The 24,465-nt window shown below is 75.4% G+C and carries 28 protein-coding genes; 19 read left to right on the plus strand and 9 right to left on the minus strand.

Annotated elements, in window-relative coordinates; translation table 11 throughout:
• The first annotated feature begins 71 nt into the window (after positions 1-71).
• The 3 genes from ACI8AF_RS14480 to ACI8AF_RS14490 all read left to right on the plus strand — a co-directional run bounded on the left by ACI8AF_RS14480 (position 72) and on the right by ACI8AF_RS14490 (position 3,405).
• Positions 72-1,079: a hypothetical protein gene (locus tag ACI8AF_RS14480; RefSeq protein ID WP_456540420.1), complete on the plus strand. Its 1,008-nt coding sequence runs from the start codon at positions 72-74 to the stop codon at positions 1,077-1,079.
• A 131-nt stretch (positions 1,080-1,210) separates the two neighbouring features.
• The gene (locus tag ACI8AF_RS14485; protein ID WP_456540421.1) at positions 1,211-1,705 is read left to right on the plus strand and encodes a universal stress protein; all 495 of its coding nucleotides are present in this window, start codon (positions 1,211-1,213) and stop codon (positions 1,703-1,705) included.
• Between the two features lie 50 nt (positions 1,706-1,755).
• Positions 1,756-3,405, plus strand: coding sequence for a GAF domain-containing protein (locus ACI8AF_RS14490; RefSeq protein WP_456540422.1), 1,650 nt, complete (start codon positions 1,756-1,758; stop codon positions 3,403-3,405).
• Positions 3,406-3,421: 16 nt separating this feature from the next.
• Here the strand turns inward: ACI8AF_RS14490 and ACI8AF_RS14495 are convergent, their stop codons facing one another.
• The 4 genes from ACI8AF_RS14495 to ACI8AF_RS14510 form a co-directional block, all read right to left on the minus strand.
• Entirely contained in the window at positions 3,422-4,084 is a 663-nt protein-coding gene (locus tag ACI8AF_RS14495; protein WP_456540423.1) for a response regulator, read from the minus strand.
• Positions 4,085-4,168: 84 nt separating this feature from the next.
• A complete protein-coding gene (locus ACI8AF_RS14500) occupies positions 4,169-5,197 on the minus strand; it encodes a type III polyketide synthase (protein WP_456540424.1) in 1,029 nt (342 codons plus the stop codon).
• A 43-nt stretch (positions 5,198-5,240) separates the two neighbouring features.
• Positions 5,241-5,945 carry a methyltransferase domain-containing protein gene (locus ACI8AF_RS14505; RefSeq protein WP_456540425.1) on the minus strand — a complete coding sequence of 235 codons (705 nt, stop codon included), beginning with the start codon at positions 5,943-5,945 and terminating at the stop codon, positions 5,241-5,243.
• On the minus strand, positions 5,942-6,283 hold the full coding sequence (locus ACI8AF_RS14510; protein ID WP_456540426.1) for a DUF3140 domain-containing protein: 342 nt from the start codon (positions 6,281-6,283) through the stop codon (positions 5,942-5,944). The genes ACI8AF_RS14505 and ACI8AF_RS14510 overlap by 4 nt, the downstream gene beginning before the upstream one ends.
• Before the next feature lie 45 nt (positions 6,284-6,328).
• Here ACI8AF_RS14510 and ACI8AF_RS14515 point away from each other — a divergent pair, with 45 nt between their 5' ends.
• The 3 genes from ACI8AF_RS14515 to ACI8AF_RS14525 are packed head-to-tail and all read left to right on the plus strand — an operon-like array spanning position 6,329 to position 8,051.
• Positions 6,329-6,904: a DUF6328 family protein gene (locus tag ACI8AF_RS14515; RefSeq protein WP_456540427.1), complete on the plus strand. Its 576-nt coding sequence runs from the start codon at positions 6,329-6,331 to the stop codon at positions 6,902-6,904.
• A 28-nt stretch (positions 6,905-6,932) separates the two neighbouring features.
• Entirely contained in the window at positions 6,933-7,859 is a 927-nt protein-coding gene (locus tag ACI8AF_RS14520) for a ribokinase (RefSeq protein WP_456540428.1), read from the plus strand.
• A 39-nt stretch (positions 7,860-7,898) separates the two neighbouring features.
• Positions 7,899-8,051 (plus strand): hypothetical protein, encoded by a 153-nt coding sequence (locus ACI8AF_RS14525; protein ID WP_456540429.1) that lies wholly within the window; start codon positions 7,899-7,901, stop codon positions 8,049-8,051.
• Here the strand turns inward: ACI8AF_RS14525 and ACI8AF_RS14530 are convergent.
• The 3 genes from ACI8AF_RS14530 to ACI8AF_RS14540 all read right to left on the minus strand — a co-directional run bounded on the left by ACI8AF_RS14530 (position 8,042) and on the right by ACI8AF_RS14540 (position 12,040).
• Positions 8,042-9,625 carry a 4-coumarate--CoA ligase family protein gene (locus ACI8AF_RS14530; RefSeq protein WP_456540430.1) on the minus strand — a complete coding sequence of 528 codons (1,584 nt, stop codon included), beginning with the start codon at positions 9,623-9,625 and terminating at the stop codon, positions 8,042-8,044. The two genes, ACI8AF_RS14525 and ACI8AF_RS14530, sit on opposite strands and share 10 nt — an antisense overlap.
• Positions 9,626-9,687: 62 nt before the next feature.
• Positions 9,688-10,845 (minus strand): acyl-CoA dehydrogenase family protein, encoded by a 1,158-nt coding sequence (locus tag ACI8AF_RS14535; RefSeq protein WP_456540431.1) that lies wholly within the window; start codon positions 10,843-10,845, stop codon positions 9,688-9,690.
• 40 nt (positions 10,846-10,885) lie between these two features.
• On the minus strand, positions 10,886-12,040 hold the full coding sequence (locus ACI8AF_RS14540; RefSeq protein ID WP_456540432.1) for an acyl-CoA dehydrogenase family protein: 1,155 nt from the start codon (positions 12,038-12,040) through the stop codon (positions 10,886-10,888).
• Between the two features lie 50 nt (positions 12,041-12,090).
• Here ACI8AF_RS14540 and ACI8AF_RS14545 point away from each other — a divergent pair, with 50 nt between their 5' ends.
• The 9 genes from ACI8AF_RS14545 to ACI8AF_RS14585 all read left to right on the plus strand — a co-directional run bounded on the left by ACI8AF_RS14545 (position 12,091) and on the right by ACI8AF_RS14585 (position 17,870).
• Positions 12,091-13,107 carry a TIGR03617 family F420-dependent LLM class oxidoreductase gene (locus tag ACI8AF_RS14545; protein ID WP_456540433.1) on the plus strand — a complete coding sequence of 339 codons (1,017 nt, stop codon included), beginning with the start codon at positions 12,091-12,093 and terminating at the stop codon, positions 13,105-13,107.
• 90 nt (positions 13,108-13,197) lie between these two features.
• Complete coding sequence (locus tag ACI8AF_RS14550) at positions 13,198-13,335, plus strand: hypothetical protein (RefSeq protein ID WP_456540434.1); 138 nt, start codon at positions 13,198-13,200, stop codon at positions 13,333-13,335.
• A gap of 162 nt (positions 13,336-13,497) precedes the next feature.
• Positions 13,498-14,139, plus strand: coding sequence for a TetR/AcrR family transcriptional regulator (locus ACI8AF_RS14555; protein WP_456540435.1), 642 nt, complete (start codon positions 13,498-13,500; stop codon positions 14,137-14,139).
• 25 nt (positions 14,140-14,164) lie between these two features.
• Positions 14,165-14,590 (plus strand): hypothetical protein, encoded by a 426-nt coding sequence (locus tag ACI8AF_RS14560; RefSeq protein WP_456540436.1) that lies wholly within the window; start codon positions 14,165-14,167, stop codon positions 14,588-14,590.
• A gap of 29 nt (positions 14,591-14,619) precedes the next feature.
• Positions 14,620-14,796, plus strand: coding sequence for a hypothetical protein (locus ACI8AF_RS14565; protein ID WP_456540437.1), 177 nt, complete (start codon positions 14,620-14,622; stop codon positions 14,794-14,796).
• 63 nt (positions 14,797-14,859) lie between these two features.
• On the plus strand, positions 14,860-15,234 hold the full coding sequence (locus tag ACI8AF_RS14570; protein ID WP_456540438.1) for a lipopolysaccharide assembly protein LapA domain-containing protein: 375 nt from the start codon (positions 14,860-14,862) through the stop codon (positions 15,232-15,234).
• A gap of 287 nt (positions 15,235-15,521) precedes the next feature.
• Entirely contained in the window at positions 15,522-17,366 is a 1,845-nt protein-coding gene (locus ACI8AF_RS14575; RefSeq protein WP_456540439.1) for an acyl-CoA dehydrogenase, read from the plus strand.
• A gap of 83 nt (positions 17,367-17,449) precedes the next feature.
• Positions 17,450-17,668: a hypothetical protein gene (locus ACI8AF_RS14580; RefSeq protein ID WP_456540440.1), complete on the plus strand. Its 219-nt coding sequence runs from the start codon at positions 17,450-17,452 to the stop codon at positions 17,666-17,668.
• Between the two features lie 10 nt (positions 17,669-17,678).
• Positions 17,679-17,870, plus strand: a complete 192-nt coding sequence (locus ACI8AF_RS14585; RefSeq protein ID WP_456540441.1) for a hypothetical protein — start codon at positions 17,679-17,681, stop codon at positions 17,868-17,870.
• A gap of 63 nt (positions 17,871-17,933) precedes the next feature.
• Here the strand turns inward: ACI8AF_RS14585 and ACI8AF_RS14590 are convergent, their stop codons facing one another.
• Positions 17,934-19,298, minus strand: coding sequence for an MFS transporter (locus ACI8AF_RS14590; protein WP_456540442.1), 1,365 nt, complete (start codon positions 19,296-19,298; stop codon positions 17,934-17,936).
• Positions 19,299-19,563: 265 nt separating this feature from the next.
• Between ACI8AF_RS14590 and ACI8AF_RS14595 the strand changes: the two genes are divergently transcribed.
• From ACI8AF_RS14595 to ACI8AF_RS14610, 4 genes are all read left to right on the plus strand, one after another.
• Complete coding sequence (locus ACI8AF_RS14595; RefSeq protein WP_456540443.1) at positions 19,564-20,313, plus strand: 3-hydroxybutyrate dehydrogenase; 750 nt, start codon at positions 19,564-19,566, stop codon at positions 20,311-20,313.
• Between the two features lie 65 nt (positions 20,314-20,378).
• A complete protein-coding gene (locus ACI8AF_RS14600; protein ID WP_456540444.1) occupies positions 20,379-22,175 on the plus strand; it encodes a helix-turn-helix domain-containing protein in 1,797 nt (598 codons plus the stop codon).
• Positions 22,176-22,194: 19 nt separating this feature from the next.
• Positions 22,195-23,112: a 3-methyladenine DNA glycosylase gene (locus tag ACI8AF_RS14605; RefSeq protein ID WP_456540445.1), complete on the plus strand. Its 918-nt coding sequence runs from the start codon at positions 22,195-22,197 to the stop codon at positions 23,110-23,112.
• Positions 23,109-23,942, plus strand: coding sequence for a tyrosine-protein phosphatase (locus ACI8AF_RS14610; RefSeq protein WP_456540446.1), 834 nt, complete (start codon positions 23,109-23,111; stop codon positions 23,940-23,942). The genes ACI8AF_RS14605 and ACI8AF_RS14610 overlap by 4 nt, the downstream gene beginning before the upstream one ends.
• A gap of 58 nt (positions 23,943-24,000) precedes the next feature.
• Here ACI8AF_RS14610 and ACI8AF_RS14615 read toward each other — a convergent pair whose 3' ends face one another.
• The gene (locus ACI8AF_RS14615) at positions 24,001-24,156 is read right to left on the minus strand and encodes a hypothetical protein (RefSeq protein WP_456540447.1); all 156 of its coding nucleotides are present in this window, start codon (positions 24,154-24,156) and stop codon (positions 24,001-24,003) included.
• Positions 24,157-24,465 lie beyond the last annotated feature (309 nt).

Here is a 24,465-nt window from a genome sequence, read left to right on the forward strand (position 1 = left end):
AGTCCCCCGAGCCCGCTGGCTGAGCGGCGCACAGCGCGCGCGGCGACACCGGCCGCCCGAGGATGGGTCCCGTGCGTGCCGTCCCGCCGTTCGCGCTGGCAGCGACGCGGCACCGCGGCCGCCGGGTCGACCGTCTGGCCGCTCGGCTGCCCCGGGTCGGCCTGGACGGCGTCCTCGCCGACCTCGACCGCGCGGGGGAACCGGGCGCGGTGCCGGGCGAGGCCGCGGAGGACGGTTTCACGTGGGACGCGGCCGACCGGTCGGACCCCGGCTGGTGGCCGCAGGGCGTGGCCGCCACGCGGTCGGGTCGGGTGCTGCTGGTGAGCTGGTACGCGAAGCGCCGGCGCCTGCGCACCCAGGGCGTCCGCCTCTCGGTGGTCGACCGCTCCTCCCCGGCGGGGCCCCGCTACCGGCACGTCCTGCTGGTCGTGCCGCGCCGCCTCCCGGGGCTGCCGCCCTGGCTGGGTCGCGTCCCCGTGCACGCGGGCGGCATCGCCGTCTGCGGGGACCTGCTGCACGTCGCCGACACCCTGGCCGGCGTGCGGGTCTTCCGCCTCGGCGACGTCCTGCGCGCCCCGCGCGGCGGGTACGGCTACGTGCTCCCCCAGGTCACCGCCTTCCGGGTGCCGCTGCGCGCCGGCCGGCGCCGCCTGCGCTACTCCTTCCTGTCGGTCGGCACCGTGGACGGGCGGCCACGGCTCGTCGTCGGCGAGTACCGCCGGGCGGGCTCGCACCCCCGCCTCGCGAGCTACCCGCTCGACCCGCGGACCGGTCTGCCGGCGACCGACGCGTCCGGGATCTGCGCGCCGCTCGAGGTCCACGAGGACCAGCCGGTCCGGATGCAGGGGGCCGCCGTCCACGGGTCGCGGTGGTTCCTGACGGCGAGCACCGGGGAGGGCCGGCCGGGGGACCTCCACGTGGGCGCTCCCGGCCGGTGGCGGCGCCGCCGGGGCGTGCTGCCGCCGGGACCGGAGGACCTGGCGTGGTCCCGCCCCGGCGAGGAGCTGTGGTCGGTCACCGAGTGGCCGGGGAGCCGCTGGGTGTTCCGCGTGCGCACGGAGCCCGGCGACGGAGTGTGAACGGCACGGCGCGCCACGTCAGGACACGCGTGCCTTCGGGCCCGCGGGCCGTTCCGGAGCGTGACCGGGTCGTCCGCCCCTGGGCCCTTGGGCCCTGTCACCCAGCGGAACCGGCCGGAACGATTCGGTTCATGAGCGAGGACCGACGGCTTCCCTCCGAGCACGAGCAGCCGCCTGCCCCCTCCGATCCCTCCGCCCGCGTGGAGCCGCTCCGGTTGCGCCCGCTCATCCCCCGCCGCCAGACCCCCCGCCTGCTCGTCGAGGTCGACGGGACGCCGGCCAGCCACGGCGCGCTCGTCTGGGCGCTGCGCGAGGCCGCCCGGCGGGAGGGGACCGTCGTCGCGATCAGCGTGCTGGACGACGACGACGCGCCGCTCGGCGGCCGGCCGTCGTGGCGCGAGCACGCCGCCGTCCTCGAGCGCGTCGAGGCGCAGGTGCTGCGCGCCATCGCCGAGACCGGCGTGCACGGGCGGGCACGCACGTCGGTGCTCGACCGGCCGGTCCTCGAGGCCCTGACCGCCGCCGCCCACGGCGCCGACCTGGTCGTGGTCGGCCCGGAGACCAAGACCCTGCTGCGCCCGGCCGTCCCGCGGCCGCCGGGCCGCCGCCTGGCACGGGGCGCCTGACCGCGCGCCCGCCCCTCCCGGATCCGCCGGGGGTCTCCTACCGTCGGGCCGTGCCCCCGCCCGACCTCCCGGCGCCCGACCCGGGAGCGGAGCCGCCCGTCCTGCCTGCTGCCGTCCTGGCGGCCGCGGCGACCGGCCACCTCGAGACGACGCTGCACGACGTCCTCCGGACGGCGGTGGAGCACGTCGGGGCCGCGTACGGGGCCCTCGGGGTCCTCACCCCCGACGCGCGCCGGCTGGACCGGATGGTCGTCGTCGGCGCCGACCCCAAGGAGGCCGAGCGCATCCGCCGGCTGCCCACCGGTCAGGTGATGCGGCTGCTGGTCGACACCCCGCGGGTGGTCACGTGGGACGACTTCGGCCAGGACCCGGCCGAGCTCGGCTTCGTCCCGGGGCACCCGGCGCACAACCCCTTCCTGGTCGTCCCGGTGCACGTCGGCGGCGCCGTGTTCGGCAACCTCTACCTGACCCAGAAGCGGGGCGGTGAGCCGTTCACCGCCGCCGACGTCGAGGTCGTGCAGGCCCTGGCCGTGGTGGCCGGCCTGGCGATCGGCAACGCCCGGGCGGCCGAGCGGGCGGAGCAGGGCCGCAACTGGTTCCTGGCGGGGACCGAGGTGGCCACGAGCCTGCTCTCCGGCGCCGAGCCGGAGGACGTGCTGCACGACATCGCCGACCGGGTCCGCGTGCTGGCCGGGGCCGACCTGGCCGGCGTGCTGGTCCCCGGCGAGGACGACGACCACCTCCGGGTCGCTGCGGCGTCCGGCCCCGGCGCCGCCGACATGGAGGGCGTCCGCATCCCGCTGCACGCGACGCACGTCGGGGAGGTGTACCGGTCGCGCACCCCCACGTCGATCGACGACGTGAGCAGCGATCCGGTGCTCGGCCGGCACGCCGAGGTGGCCGTCGAGATCACCCGGGCCCTCGGGCCGGCGTTCATGACGCCGTTCGGGCAGCCCCCGGCCCTGGGGCTGGTCGTCGCCATGCGCCGCAAGGGCCGCGAGCCGTTCGAGCTCGGTCCGCACCACCCGATCGTCGCCTTCGTCACCCGCGCGGCGCTGGCGATGGAGCTCGCCCGCAGCCAGCGGCGGGAGCGGCGGCTGCAGGTGCAGGCCGACCGCGACCGGATCGCCCGCGACCTGCACGACCACGTCGTCCAGCGGATCTTCGCCACCGTGCTGTCGCTGGACCGGCTCAGCCGCTCGCTCGAGGCCAGCCAGCCGGGCATCGCCTCACGGCTCGGTCGCAGCATCGACGAGCTCGACGCCACCATCGCGGAGATCCGGGCGGCGATCTTCGAGCTCCAGGAGGACGACGACGCGGCCGCCACCGTGCGCCGCCAGCTGGCCGAGGTGGTGCGCGGCATCACCGAGGGCCGGCCGCTGCGCCGCGACCTGCGGCTGCGCGGGGAGCTCGACACCCTGCCCCGCGACCTCGTGCCCGACCTGGTCGCCGTCGTGCGCGAGCTGGTCAGCAACGTCGTCCGGCACTCCGGCGCCCACCGGGTGACCGTCGCCGCCGACGTCGACGGCGACGGCGACGTGCACGTGATCGTCACCGACGACGGGACCGGGCTGCCGGAGGTCTACGCGCGCAGCGGGCTGGCCAACCTCGCCGACCGCGCCGCACGCCGCGGCGGCCGGCTGGACGTCTCCTCCGGGCAGGCGGGCACCGAGGTCCGCTGGACGGTCCCCCGCCCGTGACCCGCCCCTGCGGCGCCTAGCCCTGCGGGCGGTCGCGCAGCTCCGTGGCGAGGATCGCCGCCTGGGTGCGCCGCTCCAGGCCGAGCTTGGCCAGCAGGTGGCTGGTGTAGTTCTTGACCGTCTTCTCGGCCAGGCCCATCCGGTCGCCGATCTGGCGGTTGGTCAGGCCCTCCCCGATCAGCCGCAGCACGGTGCGCTCCTGGTCGGTCAGCTGGGCCAGCTTGCTGCGCCCCTCGGCCGGCCGCCGGGCCGGGGCACCCCGCGGCGGCCCGGCGCCGGGGTCGAAGAGGGTCCCGCCCGCGGCGACCGTGCGCACCGCCGAGACCAGCGCCGGCCCGCGGACCTGCTTGAGCAGGTAGCCGGAGGCGCCGGCGCGTACCGCGGCGGCGAGCGCCTCCTCGTCGGCGTAGCTGGTGAGCACGAGGGTGCGCATCCCCGGCACCCGGGCCCGCAGCTGCCGGCACACCTCGGCGCCGCTGCCGTCGGGCAGCCGCATGTCCACCACGACGACGTCGGGCCGGACGGCGGGCACGCGGGCGAGCGCCTCGGCCACCGAGCCCGCCTCGCCCGCGACGGTGATGCCGGGGTCCTCCTCGAGGACCTCGGCCACCCCGCGCCGGACGATCTCGTGGTCGTCGACGAGGAAGACCCGCACCGGCGCCGCCGTGCTCCGTTGCACGAGCCCCGCCCCCTTCCGGACGAGCCGGAACTGCAAGGTTGAAGCGTAGGGCCCAACGTCCCTGGGTGGGGACTTCCGACCCGCCTACGTGGGCAGCAGCAGGGTGGCGTACAGCGTGAGCCCGGGCCCGAAGGCCATCGCCACCACCGGCCCGTCGACGTCGGCCAGCTCCTGCAGCACGAGCAGCACCGTCGCCGAGGAGCAGTTGCCGTGCTCGGCCAGCACGCGCCGGGAGGCGGCCAGCGCCCACTCGGCGAGCCCCAGCTCGTCGCGGACGACGTCGAGGATCCGGGGGCCGCCGGGGTGCACCGCCCACCCGGCGACGTCCTCCACCCGCAGGCCCGCACCGGTGAGCAGCTCGTCGACGACGTCGCCGACGTGCCGGGCCAGCACGTCCGGCACCCTCGCGGAGAGCCCCATGCGGAAGCCCAGGTCGGTGACGTCCCAGGTCATGTGGTCGGCGGTGGAGGGGTCGGTGCGCGCCACCACCCCGGCCAGCCGGCGGCCGCGGCCCGCGCCGGGCTCGAGCACGACGGCGGCGGCCGCGTCGGAGAACAGCGCGTGCGCGACGACCTGCTCGAGGTCGGCCTGCGCGGGCTGGACGTGCAGGCTGGTCAGCTCGCAGCAGAGCAGGACCGCGGGCCGGCCGCGGGCAGCCACGAAGTCGCCCGCCGCGGCCAGGCCCGGGATCGCGGCGTAGCAGCCCATGTGGCCGACCAGCAGCCGCTGCAGCCCGGCCGGCATGCCGAGGTCGCTGGCCAGGCGGATGTCGAGGCCGGGGGTGGCGTAGCCGGTGCAGGTGGCGACGGCGAACAGGCCGACGTCGCCGGGCGCCAGGCCGGCCGCGTCGAGGGCGCCGGCCACCGCCTGCTTGCCCAGGGGCAGCGCCTCCTCGACGTAGCGGGCCATCCGCGCGCCGGTGCCCCAGCCGCTGAGGTCCTCGTCGACGGGGTTGGCGACCGCGTGCCGCGTGCGGACGCCGGCCGAGGCGAAGATCCGCCGGGCGGCGCGCACGCCCGCGTAGTGCCGGGCGAAGTAGCCCTCCCAGACGGCGTCCTGGCCGAGGGTCGCCGGCAGGGCCGCGCCCGCGCCGGTCAGCACCGCCGCGTTCACCGCTGGTCCGCCCGCATTCCCCGACGGTAACTGCGCATCCGGCTCACCGCTTGCGGCCGTAACCAGCGAAGACGACCGCCGTGGAGCGGATCGGCTTCATCCGGACCATCTCCCGGCGGCCGAGCTTCCACGCGATCGCCTCCCGCATCGACGGCCGCAGGCCCACCAGCCGGAGGTCGAGCCCGAGCCGGTCGGCGGCCGCGAGCAGCCGGCGGCGGTCGACGAACAGCGCCGGGTCGTGCAGTCCCGGCGGCGGCCCGCCGGGCACGTGCTCGAGGAGGCGGACCATCACCAGCTCCGACAGCTTCGTGTCGGCCAGGGCGTCGAGCACGAGGGTGCCGCCGGGGCGCAGCAGCCGGGCGCACTCGGCGAGGACGGCGACGTCGTCGTCCACGTGCTCGAGCACCTCCCCGGCGACGACGACGTCGGCGCACCCGTCGGCCAGGGGGACCGAGAGCACCGACCCGAGGACCGGCAGGACGCCGTGGTCACCGGCTATCTCCAGGTTGCGCCGGCGGATGTCGACGCCGACGTGCCGGTAGCCGAGCCGCTGCACGTGGGGGGCCATGAGCCCGCCGCCGCAGGCGAGGTCGACCAGCACGGCACCCGGCCGGGGCGCCGGCGGCAGGTGCTCGGCGCGCGAGGCGGCGAGCCAGTGCAGGGCGGCGAACCCGCCTGCGGGGTCCCACCACTGGTCGGCCAGCAGGTCGTACTGGGCGGGGTCGTTGCGGCGCAGCTCCGTGGTCACGCCGACTTCAACGGATCATGACCCCAGTTCATCAGCGAGTACCGCCACCTCGACGTCTCGACGTCCTCCCTGGCGGGCTCCTGCGCCAGGTGCCGCTGCACGTAGCCGTGGACCTTGCGCATGTGGTCGAGGTCGTCGTCGGTGAGGTCGGCCTTCTTCGTGCGCAGGAGCTCGACGATCCGCCGTCCGGACGCGTGGCCGGTGGACTCCCCCAGACCGTCCTTCTGCCCGACGGCCTGCGACTCGTCGGTCCCCAGCCACTCCTCCAGCTCGCCGGCGGTCATGTTGACCGCGTCCTCGAAGTCGCGGCGGACGGTGTCGGCGTCGTACTCGGCCATGGGGGCTCCCGGGTGTCGGCTGCGCGGAGCGGGTACCTCCGGGACGTGGCGGGGAAACCGGAGCTGTCGCTGCTGCCGCACCGCGAGCGGTTCGGCGCCGAGGCGACGGCGCAGAGCGCGCGGACGCGCGGGGAGACGGTGGACCAGCTGCTCGACCGCAACCTGGCCGAGCTGCTGCAGGAGCTGCGCGTCGCCATCACCGGCGTGCAGGTGCTGTTCGCGTTCCTGCTCGGGCTGGCGTTCACGCAGCGCTTCGAGGAGCTCGACGGCTTCCAGGTCGGCGTCTACACACTGACCCTGCTGTCGACGGCGCTGGCCACGATCGCGCTCATCGCGCCGGTGTCGTTCCACCGCATGGTGTTCCGCCGCCGGCAGAAGGCGGGGCTGGTGACCGTGGCCGACCGGCTGCTCATGACCGGCCTGGGCCTGCTGGTGGTCGCGATCAGCGCCGGCGTGCTGCTGGTGCTCGACGTCGTCCTGGGCCGCTGGGCGGGGGTGCTGAGCGGCGGCGTCCTCGCGCTGGTCGGGATCACCACCTTCTACCTGCTGCCCCTTTGGGCGCGCCGCTCCGGTCTCGGGACGGCCCCCGAGCCGCAGGAGGAGGCCGACCGGGAAGGATGACCGGGCCCGCTCACCCTGGGAGGCCCGCATGTCCGTCACCGTCGTCGGCAGCCTGAACGAGGACGTGCTCGTCCGGGTGCGGCGGCTGCCCGGCCGCGGCGAGACGGTGATCGGCGAGGGGACGACGCTGGCGCCCGGCGGCAAGGGCGCGAACCAGGCCGCCGCCGCAGGACGGCTGGCGCCGGGCGTGCACATGATCGGCCGCGTCGGCGACGACCCGGCCGGCACGCGGCAGCTGGCCGCGCTCGCCGAGTCGCGGGTGAACGTCAGCCGGGTGCACCGCACGCCGGGCGCGTCGACCGGCACCGCCACCATCGCGGTGGAGGAGGGCAGCGGCGAGAACCTGATCGTCGTCGTCCCCGGGGCGAACGGGGAGGTGACGGCGGACGACGTGGTCGCCGAGCCGGTCCACCGGGCCGACGTCCTGCTGCTGCAGCTGGAGATCCCCCTCGCGGCGGTCACCGCGGCCGCCGCGGCCGCCGGCGGGACCGTCGTCCTCACCCCGGCCCCGCCGCGCGAGCTGCCGGCCGACCTCCTGGCGCGGGTCGACGTGCTCGTGCCCAACGAGCACGAGCTGGCCGCCCTGGCCGGGGCACCCGCCGGGGAGCGGGGTCCGGCCGAGCTGGCGCGGCTGGCGCGATCGGTCACGTCGTCGGCGGTCGTGGTCACCCTCGGCGCCCGGGGCGCGCTCGTCGTCCCCGCCGGCGGCGGCCCGGTGCTGCTGCAGGCGCCGCCCGCGGTGACCGCGCTCGACACCACCGGCGCCGGCGACTGCTTCTGCGGCGCGCTGGCCGCCGCCCTGGCCGAGCGCGTGCCGCTGCCCGAGGCGGTGCGGTACGCCGTCGCCGCCGCCGCCCTGTCGACGACCGGTCCCGGCGCCCGCGGCGCGCTGCCGGAGGACGCCGCCGTCCGGGAGGCGCTGGCCCGCACCCCGGCCGCGGTCGAGGTCCGCTGACCCCGTTTCACGAGGTCACGCCCGGGCACAGCACGCGGCATGACCGAACCCGAGCGCACGCCGCACACCAGCGAGCCGGCCGAGGGCGACGCCGACCCCGGCCGCGAGGTCGACGCCCGCACCCCGCACCCGCAGCAGCCGGCCGAGGGCGACGACGTCGGAGAGGGCGCCGACACCCCGGGTCAGGCCTGACCGGCGGTCTCCTTCTCCCGGGCGCGCAGCTCGCGCCGCAGGATCTTCCCGCTCGCCGCCTTGGGCACCGCGTCGATGAACTCCACGCGGCGCACCCGCTTGTACGGCGCGGTGTGCTCGGCGACGTACGCGAGCAGGTCGTCCTCGGTGGCGCTGCTGCTGGGCGCGCGGACGACGAACGCCTTGGGCACCTCGTCGCCCTTCTCGTCGTAGACGCCGATGACCGCGGCGTCGGCGACGTCCGGGCTGGCCAGCAGGACGGCCTCCAGCTCGGCCGGCGCGACCTGGTAGCCCTTGTACTTGATCAGCTCCTTGACCCGGTCGACGACGAACCACCAGCCGTCCTCGTCGACGACGCCGATGTCGCCGGTGTGCAGCCAGCCGTCGGCGTCGATGAGGGTGTCGGTCTCCTCCGGCCGGCCGAAGTAGCCCTTCATCCGCTGCGGCCCGCGGATCCAGATCTCGCCCTCCTCGCCGGGGCCGACGTCCTCGCCGGTCTCGACCGACACCAGCCGCGCCTCGGTGGAGGGGAAGAGCTTGCCGACCGTCCCGGGCGGGGCGGACCGCGCGGTGCCGTCGGGCACCAGGTGGGTGCCGGGGCTGAGCTCGGTCATGCCGTACGCCTGGCCGATCTCGCAGCCCAGCCGGTCGGCGCACACCTGCGCGAGCTCGGCGTCGAGCGGGGCGGCGGCGCTCAGGAGGAACGTGAGGGCGGAGAAGTCGCGGCCCTCGACGGCCGGGTGCTTGGCCAGCGCCAGGACGACCGGGGGCGCCACGTAGGCCCGCGTGATGCGGTGCTGTTCCATCACGTCGAGGAACTGGGTCAGGTCGAAGCGCGGCAGCACGACCACGGTGGCGCCCTTGCGCAGCGCCACGTTCATCAGCACGGTCATGCCGTAGATGTGGAAGAACGGCAGGACGGCGACGATGCGGTCCTCCGGGCCCATGGTGTGCAGCGCGTCGATCTGCGCCAGGTTCACGCCGATGCTGGCGTGGGTCAGCATCACGCCCTTGGGCAGCGCCGTCGTCCCCGACGAGTAGGGCAGGACGGCGACGTCCTCGGCCGGGTCGACGGCGACCTCGGGCGCCGGGCCCTGCGCGGCCAGGAGGTCCTGCACGCTGGGGTGGCCCTCGACCCGGTCGCAGGTCCACACCGGCCGCTCCCCCGCCGCCTCCAGCGCGACCGGCAGCAGCGCGCCGACGGTGACCACGAGGGTGGCGCCGGAGTCGGCGAGCTGGCCGGCCATGTCCTTGGCGGTGGCCAGCGCCGACAGGGTGGTGACCGTGGCGCCGGCCCTGCTGGCCGCGTAGAAGACGACCGGGTAGAGCACCGTGTTCGGGCTGTGCAGCGCGACGACGTCCCCCGGCGTCACGCCGATCTCGGCGAAGCCCGCGGCCATCCGCTCGACCATGTGCGCCAGCTGCGCGTAGCCGATGGTCTGGCCGGTGACGCCGTCGACGAGGGCGGGGTGGTCGCCGCGGGCGGCGGCGTCGGACAGCACGGTCTGCCAGATGGGCGTCGTCGGCGTCTCGACCGGCGGGTACTCGCTGGTGTGGATGCGCGGTTCGGGCACGGGCGTCCTCGGATTTCTGCTTTCCGCGCCGAAAGCGGGACCGCTTTCGGCGCCGGAAGCGGTCAATAGGAGCGGGGGAGCTGCAGGTCGTGCTGGGCGACGAAGCTGAGGATCATCTCGCGGCTGACCGGCGCGATCCGGCTGACGCGGGACATCGCCAGCAGCGCGGCCACGCCGTACTCCTGGGACAGGCCGCTGCCGCCGTGGGTCTGGATGGCCTGGTCGACGGCGTGCACCGCGGCCTCGGCGGCGGCGTACTTGGCGCTGTTGGCCGCGCTGCCGGCGTCGCGGCCGGCGTCGATGAGCCAGGCCGCCTTCTGCGTCATCAGGCGGGCCAGCTCGATCTCGACCTGGCAGGCGGCCAGCGGGTGCGCCAGCCCCTGGTGCGCGCCGATCGGCGTCCCCCACACCTGGCGCTCCCGCGCGTAGGAGGTCGCCTTGGCCATGGCCAGCCGGGCCACCCCCAGCGAGTAGGCGGCGGCCATGACCCGCTCGGGGTTCAGGCCGGCGAACAGCTGCGCGATGCCCTGGTCGGGGTGCCCCACCAGGGCGTCGGCGGGCAGCCGGACGTCGTCCAGGAACAGCTGGAACTGCCGCTCCGGGCTGATGATCTCCATCGGGATGGGGTGCGCGGTCAGCCCCGGCGCGTCGGTGGGGACGACGAACAGCGCCGGCCGCAGCGTGCCGGGGGGGCCGCCGGCGAGCCGCCCCACCACGAGCACCGCGTCGGCCTGGTCGACGCCGCTGATCCACACCTTGCGGCCGGAGAGCAGCCAGTCGTCGCCGTCCCGGCGGGCGACCGTGCCGATGCGGTGCGAGTTGGAGCCGGCGTCGGGCTCGGTGATCGCGAAGGCCATGGTGGTCGAGCCGTCGGCGAGCCCGGGCAGCCAGCGCTCCTTCTGCGCCTCGGTGCCGTAGCGGGCGATGACCGTGCCGCAGATCGCGGGCGAGACGACCATCATCAGCAGCGGGCAGCCCGCCGCGCCGAGCTCCTCGAGCACGAGCGAGAGCTCGACCATCCCGCCCCCGCCGCCGCCGTACTCCTCGGGCAGGTTCACGCCGATGAAGCCGGCCTTGCCCGCCTCCTGCCAGAGGGCGTCGGTCCGGCCACCGGCGCGGGCCTGCTCGAGGAAGTACGGCTGGCCGTAGCGGGCCCCGAGGTCGGCGACCGCCGCCCGCAGGGCGCGCAGCTCCTCGCCCTCGTCGAAGTCCAAGGTCACCGGCTGACCTCACCACGCGTGTGGCTCCCGCCACAACGGCTCAGGGCGCCGCGTACCCGAGCAGCCGTCCGGCGAGGTCGGCGAGCACCTCGGTCGCCCCGCCGCCGATGCCGAGGATGCGGACGTCGCGGTAGTGGCGCTCCACCTCGGAGTCGCGCAGGTAGCCCGCGCCGCCGTGCAGCTGGACGGCCTGGTCGACCACCCACTCCCCGGCGGCTACGGCGGCGTTCTTGGCCAGGCACGCCTCGGCCGTCACGTCCTCGCCCGCGACGTGCCGGACGACGACGGCGCGGGTGTACGTGCGGGCCAGCTCCACCCGCTGGCGCGCCTCGACCAGCCGGTGCACCACGGCCTGCCGGGCGGCCAGCGGGGTCCCGAACGTCGCGCGCTGCTGCGTCCACTCCCGCGCCAGCGCCAGCGCCCGGTCGGCGACGGCGTAGGCGTGCACGGCCAGGGCGAGCCGCTCGGTCACGAACTGCCGGGCGAGCTGCGCGGAGCCGCTGCCCTCCGGTCCGACCAGGTGGCCCAGCGGAACCCGGACCCCGGCGTAGCCCAGCTCGGCGGTGTCGGAGCAGTGCCAGCCCATCTTCGCCAGCCGGCGGTCGACGGTGAACCCGGGCGAGCCGCGCTCGACGACGAGCAGGCTGATCCCGCGGGCGCCGGGCCCGCCGGTGCGCACCGCCGTGGTCACGAAGTCGGCGCGGGCGCCGCTGGTGATGAAGGTCTTGGCGCCGTCGACCACCCACTCGTCGCCGTCGCGGGCGGCGCGGGTGCGCAGCGCCCCGACGTCCGACCCGCCGCCGGGCTCGGTGACGGCCAGCGAGCCGATCAGCTCGCCGGCCAGCGTGGGGCGGACGAAGCGGTCGACCAGGTCGGCGTCGCCGGCCGCGATCACGTGCGGCAGCGCGATGGAGTGCGTGAACAGCGCGGCGAGCAGGCCGCTCGACGCGCCGGCCGCGACCATCGCCTCGAGCACGGTGACGACGTCGACCAGGTCGCCGCCCTGCCCGCCGACCTCCTCGGGGAAGCCCACGCCGAGCAGGCCGACCGCGGCAGCCTCCCGGTGCAGTTCTCGGGGCACCTCGCCGGCGTCCTCCCACGCGGCGAGCCCGGGCAGCACCGACCGGCGGACGAAGGCCGCCGCGGTCTCGCGCAGCGCGCGCCGTTCCGGCGTCGTCCACGGGTCGACGGTCACGAGGCGGGACGGTAGCGGTGGTCGGCGGCCGTGGGGCAGGCTCCCGAGCCGTGCTCCTCGACGCCGCGCTGCTGTCCACCGGGATCGACGACGTGCCCGCCACCGCCCGCGAGCTGGAGGTGCGCGGGTACGCGGGGATCTGGGCCTCGGAGGTCGCCCACGACCCGTTCCTGCTGCTGCACTCCGCCGGGGCGGCGACCACCCGCGTGACCGTCGGGACGGCGATCGCCGTCGCGTTCGCGCGCTCGCCGATGACGCTCGCGTCGACCGCCCACGACCTGCAGCGCTACACCCGCGGCCGGTTCGTGCTGGGGCTGGGCACGCAGATCAAGCCGCACGTCGAGCGGCGGTTCTCCATGCCGTGGGGCAAGCCGGTGGCGCAGATGCGCGAGTTCGTCGGGGCGCTGCACGCCATCTGGGGCGCGTGGCAGGAGGGCACCCCGCTGCGCTTCGAGGGCGAGCACTACCGGCACACCCTCATGACGCCGATGTTCTCGCCGCCGCCGCACGAGTGGGGCGCGCCGCCGGTGTACCTGGCCGCCGTCGGCCCGGCGATGACCCGGCTCGTGGGCGAGGTGGCCGACGGGCTGCTCGTGCACGGCTTCACCACGGCGCGCTACCTGCGCGAGCGGACGCTGCCGGCGCTGGAGGAGGGCCTGACCGCGGCGGGCCGGACGCGCGCCGACGTGACGGTGAACCTGCCGGGGCTGGTGGTCACCGGCCGCACCGAGGAGGAGCTCGCCGAGGCCGCGGCGGCGGTCAAGGGCACGATCGCGTTCTACGGCAGCACGCCGGCCTACCGCCCCGTGCTGGAGCTGCACGGCTGGGCCGCGCTGGGCGAGGAGCTGCACGCGCTGTCGGTCAGCCGCCGCGAGGACAGGTGGACGGCGATGCGGGACCTCGTCGGCGACGACGTCCTGGCCGAGTTCGCCGTCGTCGGGACGCCGGAGGAGCTCGGCGGCCGGGTGCGGGACCGGTTCGGCGGGCTGGTCGACCGGTTCAGCGTGTACGCCTCGTACCCGTCGTCGCTCGACCTGTGGGACCCCCTGCTGGCCGACCTCCGCTGAGGCGGACGTGACGGAGATCATCCCCACTGCGAGCGGGATCACCGGTTCGGGGCTGTTTCCGCCGGTGGGGGCACGGGCAGGCTGGTCGGCGTGGACGACACCCAGCGCGAGATCCGAGTAGCCGACGGCGCCGCGGCGGAGCAGTCCGACGGGTCCCGGCCCCAGGAGACCGCGGTCCTGCCCACCGCGCGGCTGCTCGCCAACCCCCGGCGCATCCGCCGCAACTGACCGGCCGGCGCCGGGGGCGTGCTGCGATCTCACCGAGAGTGGCCACAACGGTCCCAGAGACCCCCGGCGCACCGCACAGCTCGATCGCCCCTGGTCACACAGAGCAACCATCCTCGGCGTGCCGCGAACTCTTCCGTCACGCGCTGCGGCAGCATCCCTCGCGTGACCGCCGCCCTGAAGCTAGCCCCCGCCGACGACGCGTCGGCCCCGGTCCGCCGCAGCCGCGCCGAGCGGCAGGCGATCGTCCTCGACACCGCTGAGCGCCTCTTCGCGACGCGCAGCTCGCGGAGCGTCGGGATGGACGAGCTGGTGCGCGAGACGGGCCTGGGCAAGATGACCGTCTACCGGCTCTTCAAGAGCAAGGACGAGCTGGTCGGCGCCTACCTGGCCCGCAAGGCCGCCACCGTGCTGGCCTCGATCGACGCCGAGCTGCTGCGGTGCGACGGCGACCCGCGGGCCGCGCTGCTGGCGGTCGTCGACCACGTCGAGCGCGACGTCACCCGCACCGGCTTCCGCGGCTGCCCGTTCACCAACGTGAGCAGCGAGTACGACGACGCGCAGCACCCCGCCCGCGTGGCCGCCGCCGACTACAAGTTCGAGCTGCACGGCCGCCTGGAGCGCCTGGCCGACGAGCTGCTGCCCGGTGCCGGCGAGGACCTGGCCGCGCAGATCCACCTGATCATCGACGGCATGTACCTCTCCGGCGGCCTGCTCGGCCCCGATGGCCCGGCCTCCCACGGCCGGCAGCTCGCCGAGAAGCTGATCGACCACGCCGCCGAGCTGGCGGGTACGGCGCGCGCCTGACGCCCGCCGCCCGCAGGATGGGCCGGTGAGCACCGATCGCACCCGTTCCGACCTCGACGACACCACGGTGGAGGCCCTCGGCAAGCTCTCGGAGGCCCTCGAGGCCGCCGAGCACGCCCGCGGGCTGCTCTACGGCTTCCACCGGCTCACCGGCACCGCCGACCTGACCCTGCAGGAGGCGGTGGAGCTGTTCCGCAAGGCGGGCCACACCGCGCTGGCCGACGACCTCGACCGCGACCTCGTCGGCCGCAACGTCATCGCCGACCGCTGGACGTTCCAGATCGTCGAGGACTACGACGCCAGCTACTGGTCGACCTTCCGCGCCTTCGACGAGCGGGCGCGCAACGAGCTGGCCGACGGCGACCGGCACGTCTTCGAGGCGCGGATGAAGCAGCGCGAGCGCACGCCGGGCCACCCGCGGCACGAGGCCGGACCGGCGCTGTCCGACTGACCGCGCGCGAGCCGGGGTAGTCGCGGGTGGTGACGACACCGACGGGCAAGGACGACGCCGAGCTCGACCCCGACGCGGCCCCGCTGGGCAGCGCGGTGGCCCCGCCCGACGACGAGGACTCCGGCGGCGCCCCGTCCGGGCCGGCGTCCGGCCAGGCGGGGCCGTCCTACCCGCCCGCCGGGAGCGAGCCCGACGCGCACCGGTGACGGATCGGTATCGCTGCGCGGTCCGGCCGTGACCTCCGCGTCGGCGCGCAGGAGACTGGGCGTGTGACCGCGCCCCAGCCCCCGATCGGCACCCCTGGCCCCTCCGGCGTCCCGGGCGGTCCTGGCGGGCCGCTGCCCGGGGCCCCCGGGGCCCCCGGCGCTCCCGGCCCCGTCGGCACCCGGCCGCCCGCGCCTGCGTCCGGCGGTGGGCGCGGGAAGACCATCGGCTGGTCGCTGGCCGCGGCGCTGCTGATCTTCGTGACCGTCCTGCTGGTGCTGTTCGTCGTCTTCAACACGCAGACGGTCGACATCAGCCTGGTGTTCGGCAACATCGAGGCGCCGCTGGTGCTGGCGCTGGTGATCGCCGCGGCGCTCGGCGGGCTCGTCGTCGCCCTGGCCGGCATCGCCCTGCGCGCGCGCCGCACCAAGAAGCCCTGACGTCGACCGCGGCCACGATCAGCTGACCTGATCCCGCGGGCTCCTCCCCCACGCCGCACCACGGGGGAGGACCTCTTCCGGTGGGGGAGGACGGCGGTCACCGGCGCCGCGTGGCCGCCACCCCCACCGCCTGCCGCGAGGCCCGCGACCGCACCGCGAGGGTCACCCGTCCACCCCGGACGAGCGCCCTCGCGGGCGTGCTGGCTTGCTCTTGCTACTCGCGAGTAATAGCGTTTGTTACTGGCGAGTAAGCGAGCGCCGTCACAGCGAGCACAGGAGCCACCGGCATGGGCCACTACACCGCGAACCTGCGGGACCTCGAGTTCAACCTCTTCGAGTTCCTCGACACCAAGGACCGGTTCGGCACCGGGCCGTTCGAGCAGATGGACGCCGAGACCGCGCGCGGGGTGCTCGCCGAGATCCGCAAGCTGGCCGAGGGCCCGATCGCGGAGTCCTTCGCCGACGCCGACCGCAACCCGCCGGTGTTCGACCCGTCGACGCACTCGGTCACGCTGCCCGAGTCGTTCAAGAAGTCGGTCCGCGCCCTCGAGGCCGGGGAGTGGTACCGGCTCGACCTGCCCGAGGGGCTCGGCGGCTTCGGCGCCCCGCACGCCCTGTCGTGGGCCGCCTTCGAGATGGTGCTGGGCGCGAACCCCGCCGTCTTCATGTACGGCGCGTGGGCCGCCTTCGCCGGTGTGCTGCACGAGCTCGGCACGCCCGACCAGCAGCGGCTGGCCGAGCTGATGATCGAGCACAAGTGGGGCGCCACGATGGTGCTCACCGAGCCCGACGCCGGCTCCGACGTCGGCGCCGGCCGCACCAAGGCGGTGCAGCAGGATGACGGCTCCTGGCACATCACCGGCGTCAAGCGGTTCATCACCAGCGCCGAGCACGACCTGAGCGACAACATCGTCCACCTGGTCCTGGCCCGCCCGGAGGGCGCGAAGCCCGGCACCAAGGGCCTGTCGCTGTTCGTCGTCCCCAAGTTCCACGTGGACCTCGAGACCGGCGCGCTCGGTGAGCGCAACGGCGTGTACGTGACCAACGTCGAGAAGAAGATGGGCCTCAAGGTCTCCACGACCTGCGAGCTCACCTTCGGCGACGGGCCGGTCCCGGCCAAGGGCTGGCTGGTCGGCGAGGTGCACGACGGCATCGCGCAGATGTTCAAGGTCATCGAGCACGCCCGGATGTTCGTGGGCGCCAAGGCCATCGCCACCCTGTCGGCCGGCTACCAGCAGGCGCTGGCCTTCGCCAAGGAGCGGGTGCAGGGCGCCGACCTGACGGCGACCAGCAAGGACGCCCCGCGGGTCACCATCACCCACCACCCGGACGTGCGCCGGTCGCTGATGCTGCAGAAGTCGTACGCCGAGGGCATGCGGGCGCTCTACCTCTACGCCGCCACCTTCCGCGACCAGGTCATCCAGGCCGAGGCCGAGGGCGCTGCCGACAGCGAGCAGGCCGTGCTGGCGGCCAAGGTCAACGACCTGCTGCTGCCGGTGGTCAAGGGCTTCGGCTCCGAGCGCGCCACCCAGCTGCTCACCGCCGAGTCGCTGCAGACCCTCGGCGGCTCCGGCTACCTGCAGGACTACCCCATCGAGCAGTACATCCGGGACTCCAAGATCGACACCCTCTACGAGGGCACGACGGCGATCCAGGGCCAGGACTTCTTCTTCCGGAAGATCGTCAGGGACGGCGGCGTCGCGCTGACCTGGCTGGCCTCGCAGATCCAGGCCACGATCGACGCCGAGGTGGGCAACGGCCGGCTCAAGGAGGAACGGGCGCTGCTGGCCACCGCCCTCTCCGACGTGCAGGGCATGCTGACGGCGATGTTCGGCCACCTCACGGCCGCGCAGGAGGACATGACCAGCCTCTACAAGGTCGCCCAGAACACCTCGCGGCTGCTGCTGGCCGCCGGCGACCTGATCACCGCCTGGCTGCTGGTCCGCCAGTCCGAGGTCGCCCTCGCCGCGCTCGCCGGCGAGGTGAGCGAGAGGGACCGGCACTTCTACGAGGGCAAGCTCGCCGCGACCCGCTTCTTCTGCACCCAGGTGCTGCCGAAGCTGACCGCCGAGCGGTTCGTCGTCGAGAACACCGACAACGCGCTCATGGAGGTGCCCGAAGCGGCCCTGTGAGCCACAGCGCCGGCGGCCGCCTCCCCGACCAGGGGAGGCGGCCGTCGCCGTTTCCGGGGGCCCGGCCTGGGCATGGTCGGACCATGACCGACCCTGCGGGCAGCGACCGCATCCAGCAGGACGTCCCCACCGCCTCGGGCAGCGGCGACAACAGCGACAGCGGGTCCGGGTCCTCGTTCGAGGACGTCCCCCTGACCCGTGAGCAGGCCGTCGAGCGGGACGCCGCGTCGCCGGACGAGCAGCCCGCCCGGGGTGGCAGCGACCTCTCGACCGCGCAGCGCGCCGAACCCGACCCGGCCTAGGAGGAGCACCGTGACCGAGTCCCAGCCCACCGGCTACCGGGAGTCCCCGGACACCAGCGACGCCGACTCGAGCAGCAACATGGTCGACGGCACGCCCGGCAACGACGCGAGCGACGGCGGCGAGCGCGACGTCACCCTGACCACCGACGACGAGGCGCAGCGGGACGACGGCGTCGCCCGCCCCGGCAACACCTCCGACTGACGACACGCGAACGGGCTCCCCGCGACCGGCCGGTCGCGGGGAGCCCGTTCCTGCGTGCGGCTCCTACACGCCCGCGGCGGTGCGCCCGTCCTCGAGCACGACGCCTTCGTCGCCGGCGAGGTCGCGTGTGCGGGTCTCGCCGTAGGACCAGACGGCGATCAAGGTGACGGCCGCGCACGCGATCAGGTACAGCGCCACCGCACCCGGGTTCGGGTCCTCGAAGCTGCCCAGCAGCGCCAGCGCGATGAGCGGCGCGGGCGCCCCGGCCACCACCGAGGCCAGCTGCGCCCCGACGGACACGCCCGTGTACCGCGCTTTGGTGCCGAACAGCTCGGAGAAGAACGCCGCCTGCGGCCCGTACATCGCACCGTGGAAGAGCAGGCCCGTGGTGATCGCCACGACGGCGAGGGCGAAGTTGTCCTGGTCGAGCAGCCCGAACAGCGCGTACGCCCAGACCCCGATGCCGGCCGCGCCGAACAGGTAGACCGGCCGGCGGCCGATCCGGTCGGACAGCGCCCCCCACAGCGGGATGGTCACCAGGTGGACGGCGGAGGAGATGAGGACGGCGTTGAGCGCGAACGACGCCTCCAGCCCCCGCACGTCGCGGATGTAGACCAGCGTGAACGCCGTGAGGACGTAGAACGAGACGTTCTCGGCGATGCGAGCGCCCATCGCGGTGAGCACCTCGCGCTTGTAGCGGGCGAGGACCGTGACGATCGGGGCCTTCTCGGCCACGCCACTGGCGGCCGCCTTCTCGGCGGCGGCGCGCTGCGCCTCGAGGAACACCGGGGACTCGCTCACGGCCAGCCGCACGAACAGACCGACGACGATGAGCACGGCCGAGAGCAGGAACGGGACCCGCCAGCCCCACGCTGCGAAGGCGTCGTCGGACTGGAACGCGGCCAGCAGGGCCAGCACGCCGGTGGCCAGCAGGTTGCCCGCCGGGGCGCCGGCCTGCGGCCAGGACGCCCAGAAGCCGCGGTGCTCAGGCTTGCCGTGCTCGGACACGATGAGCACCGCGCCGCCCCACTCACCGCCGAGGGCGAAGCCCTGGATGAGACGCAGCAGGATGAGCAGGACGGGGGCGAGGACGCCGACCGTGGCGTAAGTGGGCAGCAGGCCGATGAGGAAGGTCGCGCCGCCCATCATGAGCAGCGAGATCACCAGCAGCTTCTTGCGGCCGAGCCGGTCGCCGAAGTGGCCGAACACCAGCGCGCCCACCGGTCTCGCGAAGAACCCCACGGCGTAGGTGGCGAAGGCGGCGAGGGTGCCGACGAAGTCGTCCTGCTTCGGGAAGAACAGGTCGTTGAAGACGAGCGCGGCGGCCGAGCCGTAGAGGAAGAAGTCGTACCACTCGACCGTGGTGCCGACGATGCTCGCGCCGACGACGCGGCCGAAGCGCGTGCCGGAGGTGGCGGGTGCGGACATGGGGGAGGTCTCCTCGTCGAGAGGCCGGGAGGTGCAGTCCTCCCGACGCTAGGAGCCGGTGACGAGCGTCACCATGTGGCGACCGGCCGCGAAAGCCCTGCGGACCATGTGGTGCGGGCCCACACCGGGCGCGCGCCGGCCGTGCGTCCCGGGTCCGGCCGTGCGGCCGCATTACCCGCGATGTCGCTCGACGACACGGTCGAAACCCGGGGTGTGTGGCGGCGCCACGTGCGCGCACCGCACGCCCCCGGCATACCGTGCTGCCATGGCCGACGAGCTGGTGGGACGACGGGCACTGGTCACCGGGGGCGCCTCGGGCATCGGGCGCGCGTGCGCGCAGCGGCTCGCCGCGGCCGGCGCCTCGGTGGTCGTGGTGGATCGGGACGCCGAGGCCGCCAAGGCCGTCGCCGACGAGGTCGGCGGGCTCGCCGTCGTCGTCGACCTCTCCGACCTCGACGCGGTCGACGACCTCGACCTGGACGTCGACGTCCTGGTCAACAACGCGGGGCTCCAGCACGTGGCGCCGCTGCACGAGTTCCCCGTCGACCGGTTCTCCCACATCCTCCGGCTGATGCTCGAGGCGCCGTTCCGCCTGGTCCGCGGCGCGCTGCCGCACATGTACGCCCGCGGCTGGGGCCGGGTGGTGCACGTCAGCTCGATCCACGGGCACCGCGCCTCGGCCTTCAAGTCCGCCTACGTGACGGCGAAGCACGGCCTGGAGGGCCTGTCGAAGGTGATCGCCCTCGAGGGCGCCGAGCACGGCGTCACCTCGAACTGCGTCGCCCCCGCCTACGTGCGCACCCCGCTGGTGGAGGGGCAGATCGCCGACCAGGCCCGCGCGCACGGACTGTCGGAGGACGAGGTGGTGGAGCAGGTGATGCTCGCCCCCGCCGCGGTGAAGCGCCTGCTCGAGCCGGCGGAGGTGGCCGAGGCCGTCGCCTACCTCTGCTCCCCCGCCGCCGCGTCGGTCACCGGCACGTCGCTCCTGCTCGACGGCGGCTGGAGCGCCCGCTGACGGCCGCGGAGTACTTCCAGCTGCTGCTCGACGACGCCGCGGCGATCGAGTACGAGCGGCCGCTGGTGCGCGCCCGCGCCGCGGGCGCCGACGGCACCACCGTCGCCGAGCTGGAGCAGCTGAAGCTCCTCGCGCTGCGCGTGCGCGAGGCGTTCGCCGCCCGCCGCCGGCGGGAGTCGGAGCTGGCCGCCCTGTTCGACACCGCCGGCGACCTCGCCGCGCTGCGCAGCGTCGACTCGGTGCTGACGGCGATCGTCCGCCGGGCCCGCCAGCTGCTCGGCACCGACGTCGCCTACCTGACGCTCAACGACGAGGGCCGCGGCGACACCTACATGCGGGTGACCGACGGGTCGGTCTCGGCGCGGTTCCAGGCGCTGCGGCTCGGCATGGGCGAGGGCCTCGGCGGGCTGGTCGCGCAGACGGCGTCGCCGTACGCGACGGCGGACTACTCGCGGGACGACCGGTTCCTGCACACCGCCGAGATCAACGGCGGGGTCAACGAGGAGGGCCTGGTCGCCATCCTCGGCGTCCCGCTCATCCGCGGCTCGTCGGTGATGGGCGTCCTCTACGCCGCCGACCGCAGCCAGCGCTCGTTCGACCGCTCGGAGGTGGCGCTGCTCGGGTCGCTGGCCGCGCACGCCGCGATCGCCCTCGACAACGCCCGGCTGCTGGAGGAGACCCGCACCGCCCTCGAGGAGCTCTCCGCCGCCACCCGCGAGCTGCGCGCCCACACGACCTCCGTCGAGCGGGCGGCCGAGGCGCACGACCGGTTCATCGACGTCGTGCTCCGCGGCGGCGGGGTGGACGACGTCGCCGGGGCGGTGACCGAGGTGCTCGGTGGCCGGATCACCGTGCTCGACGAGGAGGGCCGCCCGTCCCCGGGAGGACCGGACGACGAGCTCCCGCCCGACCCCGCGGCCGCCCTGGCGCAGGCCCGGGCGACCGGGCGGACCGCGCGGGACGGCAGCTGGTGGACCACCGCGGTCACCGTGGGCAACGAGCTGCTCGGCGGCCTCGTGCTGCACCGGGACGACGACCTGTCGGGTGCCGACCGGCGGATCCTGGAGCGGGCGGCGCTGGTCACGGCGCTGCTGCTGCTCATCCGCCGGACGGCGAGCGAGGCGGAGAACCGCGTGCGCGGCGAGCTGCTCGACGAGCTGCTGACCGCCCCGGGGCGCGACCCCGACGGCCTGCGCGAGCGCGCGCGGCGGTTCGGGGCCGACCTGGACCAGCCGCACGCCGTCGTCGTCGCCGAGGTGCCGGACGCGCGCCGCGCGCGGGCGCTCGCCGCCGCCGTGCACCTGGCCGCGACGCGGGGCGGCCTGGCCGGCCTGCACGACGGGCGGGTCGTGCTGTGCGTGCCGGGGATCGGCCCGGAGGAGGCGGCCGCCACCGCCGGGCGCGAGCTCTCCGGCGCCGGAGGGGCGCCCGTCACCGCCGGGGCGGCCGGGCCTGCGGCGGGCGCGGCCGGCCTGGCGACGGCGTACACCGAGGCCTCCCGCTGCACCGCGGCCCTGCTGGCCCTCGGGCGGTCCGGCCAGTCCGCCAGCGCCGCCGAGCTCGGCTTCGTCGGGCTGCTCATCGGCGAGCACCGCGACGTCCCCGGCTTCGTGACGGCGACCGTCGGCCCCGTCGTCGAGTACGACCGGCGGCGCGGCACCGCGCTCGTGGCAACCCTCGAGGCCTGGTTCGACGCCGGCGGCTCACCGGCCCGTGCGGCCGAGGCGCTGGGCGTGCACGTCAACACGGTGGGCCAGCGGCTCGACCGGATCGGCCGCCTGCTGGGTGCGGACTGGTCCGCGCCCGGCCCCGCCCTCGAGCTGCAGCTGGCCCTGCGGCTGCTCCGGCTCACCTCCGCCTGACCGTCCGTACCCTGGACCGGTGCGCGCGGAGGTCTGGCAGGAGCGGTCGCGCGCGCACGCCGAGCGTGCCGATGCGCTGACCGCCGGCCACCGGGCCCGCAAGGCCACCGGCGATCGGCACGCCGTCGAGGACTTCCTGTTCGAGTACTACAGCACCCGCCCGTCGCTGCTGCGCCGCTGGCACCCGGGCGCCGGCGTCGTCCTCGAGCCGGCCGACGGCGGCCCGGCCCCGCACGCGGACTGGCGCTGGTACGCCACCGGTGACGACGGCGCCGTCCGGCTCCACGTCGCCGCGTTCGTCACCGACCGCGGCGACACGGTCCGCTTCGTGCACCGGCTGCTGTCGGCCACCGCCGCCCGGCCGGTCCACACCGGCTGCTTCGGACTGCACGAGTGGGCCATGGTCTACCGCCAGGACGGGCACCGGCACCCGCTGCCGCTGCGGCTCGGCCAGGCCGGCACCGACGCCGTCGTCGAGGCGCACCCGGTCCGCTGCTCGCACTTCGACGCCTTCCGGTTCTTCACCCCGGCCGCCGTCCCGCTCAACCGGCTGCAGCCGACCCGCGCCACGCAGGTCGACCTCGAGCAGCCCGGCTGCCTGCACGCCTCCATGGACCTGCACAAGTGGGCCGGCAAGCTGACACCCGCCGTGCCCGGCGAGCTGGCCCTCGACTGCTTCGAGCTCGCCCGCGACGTGCGCCTGCTCGACATGCAGGCCTCGCCGTACGACCTGTCCTCCTACGGCCAGCCCGCGGTCGCGGTCGAGACGGCGGAGGGCAAGGCGGAGTACGTGCGGCGCCAACGGGCGTTCGCCGCGCGGGCGGCGGAACTCCGGGAGCGGCTGGTCGCCGTCTGCGACGGGCTGCTGGCGCGTACGGGTCGCGGCAACCGTCTCGACACCGTCCCGTCGTCCGGGGGCCGTACCGTCGAGGCGTGACCTCCCCGCACCCCGACCGCTGGATCCGGCTCGCCGGCACCGCCAACACCCGCGACCTGGGCGGCCTGCCCACCACCGACGGCGGGCACACGCTGCCCGGCCGGATCCTGCGCAGCGACAACCTGCAGACCCTGACCGTCGACGACGTCCGCCTGCTCGTCGACGAGCTCAAGGTGCGCGAGGTGATCGACCTGCGCACCACCGCCGAGGTCCTGCTGGAGGGCCGCGGCCCGCTGCGCGACGTCCCCGACGTGGTGCACCGGCACTTCTCGCTGCTGCCCGAGCGGGGGCACCGCACCGACGTCTTCGCCGTCGAGGAGGACGACGAGCTGCCGGAGCTGCCCGCGGGCTGGCAGGAGTCGGTGCTGCCGCGGCAGGTGGCCGAGGGCGACGAGCACGAGCCGCCGGCGGTGCGCTCCTACCTCGGCTACCTGCACGACCGGTCCGACGCCGTGGTCGAGGCGCTGCGCGCCCTGGGGTACGGCGGACCGGGTGCCGCGGTCGTCCACTGCGCCGCCGGCAAGGACCGCACCGGGGTCGTCGTGGCGCTCTCGCTCGCGGTGGCCGGCGTGCCCCACGAGGAGATCGTCGCCGACTACGCGCTGACCGCCCAGGTCATCCACGACATCGTCGCCCGGCTGGCCGCCACGCCCACCTACGCCGAGGACATGCAGCGCCGCGCCGTCGCCGACCACACGCCGCACGCCGCGACGATGGAGGGGCTGCTGCGGGTGCTGGACGAGCGGCACGGCGGGCCGATCGGCTGGCTGGAGAGCCACGGCTTCGGCGCCGACGACCGCGCGGCGCTGCGCTCACGCCTGCGCGACTGAGCCGACGGACGACGACGGCCCCGCCTCCTGCAGGAGGCGGGGCCGTCGTCGTGCGCGCTCAGCGAGGGACGCTGTTGTACGCGTGGCTCGAGGCCAGCGTCAGCAACTCGTCGACCATCGCCGGGCCGGTCGCGCGGGCGAGGGCGTTGTCGAGCGCCCGCCGCGTCCGCGCCGCCTGCCGACGCTCGCGCCAGCTGGACGTCACGCTGCTCATCTCTACTGCTCCTTCTCAGGCTGTCTCGGTGTCCTACCCGTACTAATACAGGCGCAGCGAAGACTATTCCTAAGAACTGAAGGCAGCAGCGCGGAAACACCGAGAGAACTTCACCCCGAGGGGTGAGCTTCGCCTCACCCCTCGGCTGCGAGGACCGCACGGACCGCCTCCCGGGCGGCGTGCGGGGGGGGGGGGGGGGGGGGGGGGGGGGGGGGGGGGGGGGGGGGGGGGGGGGGGGGGGGGGGGGGGGGGGGGGGCGCCGCCCGGCCCGCCCCGCCGCGCCGCCCACCCGCCCGCCGACTATCGATA

This window comes from Blastococcus sp. SYSU D00669, from assembly GCF_054050715.1.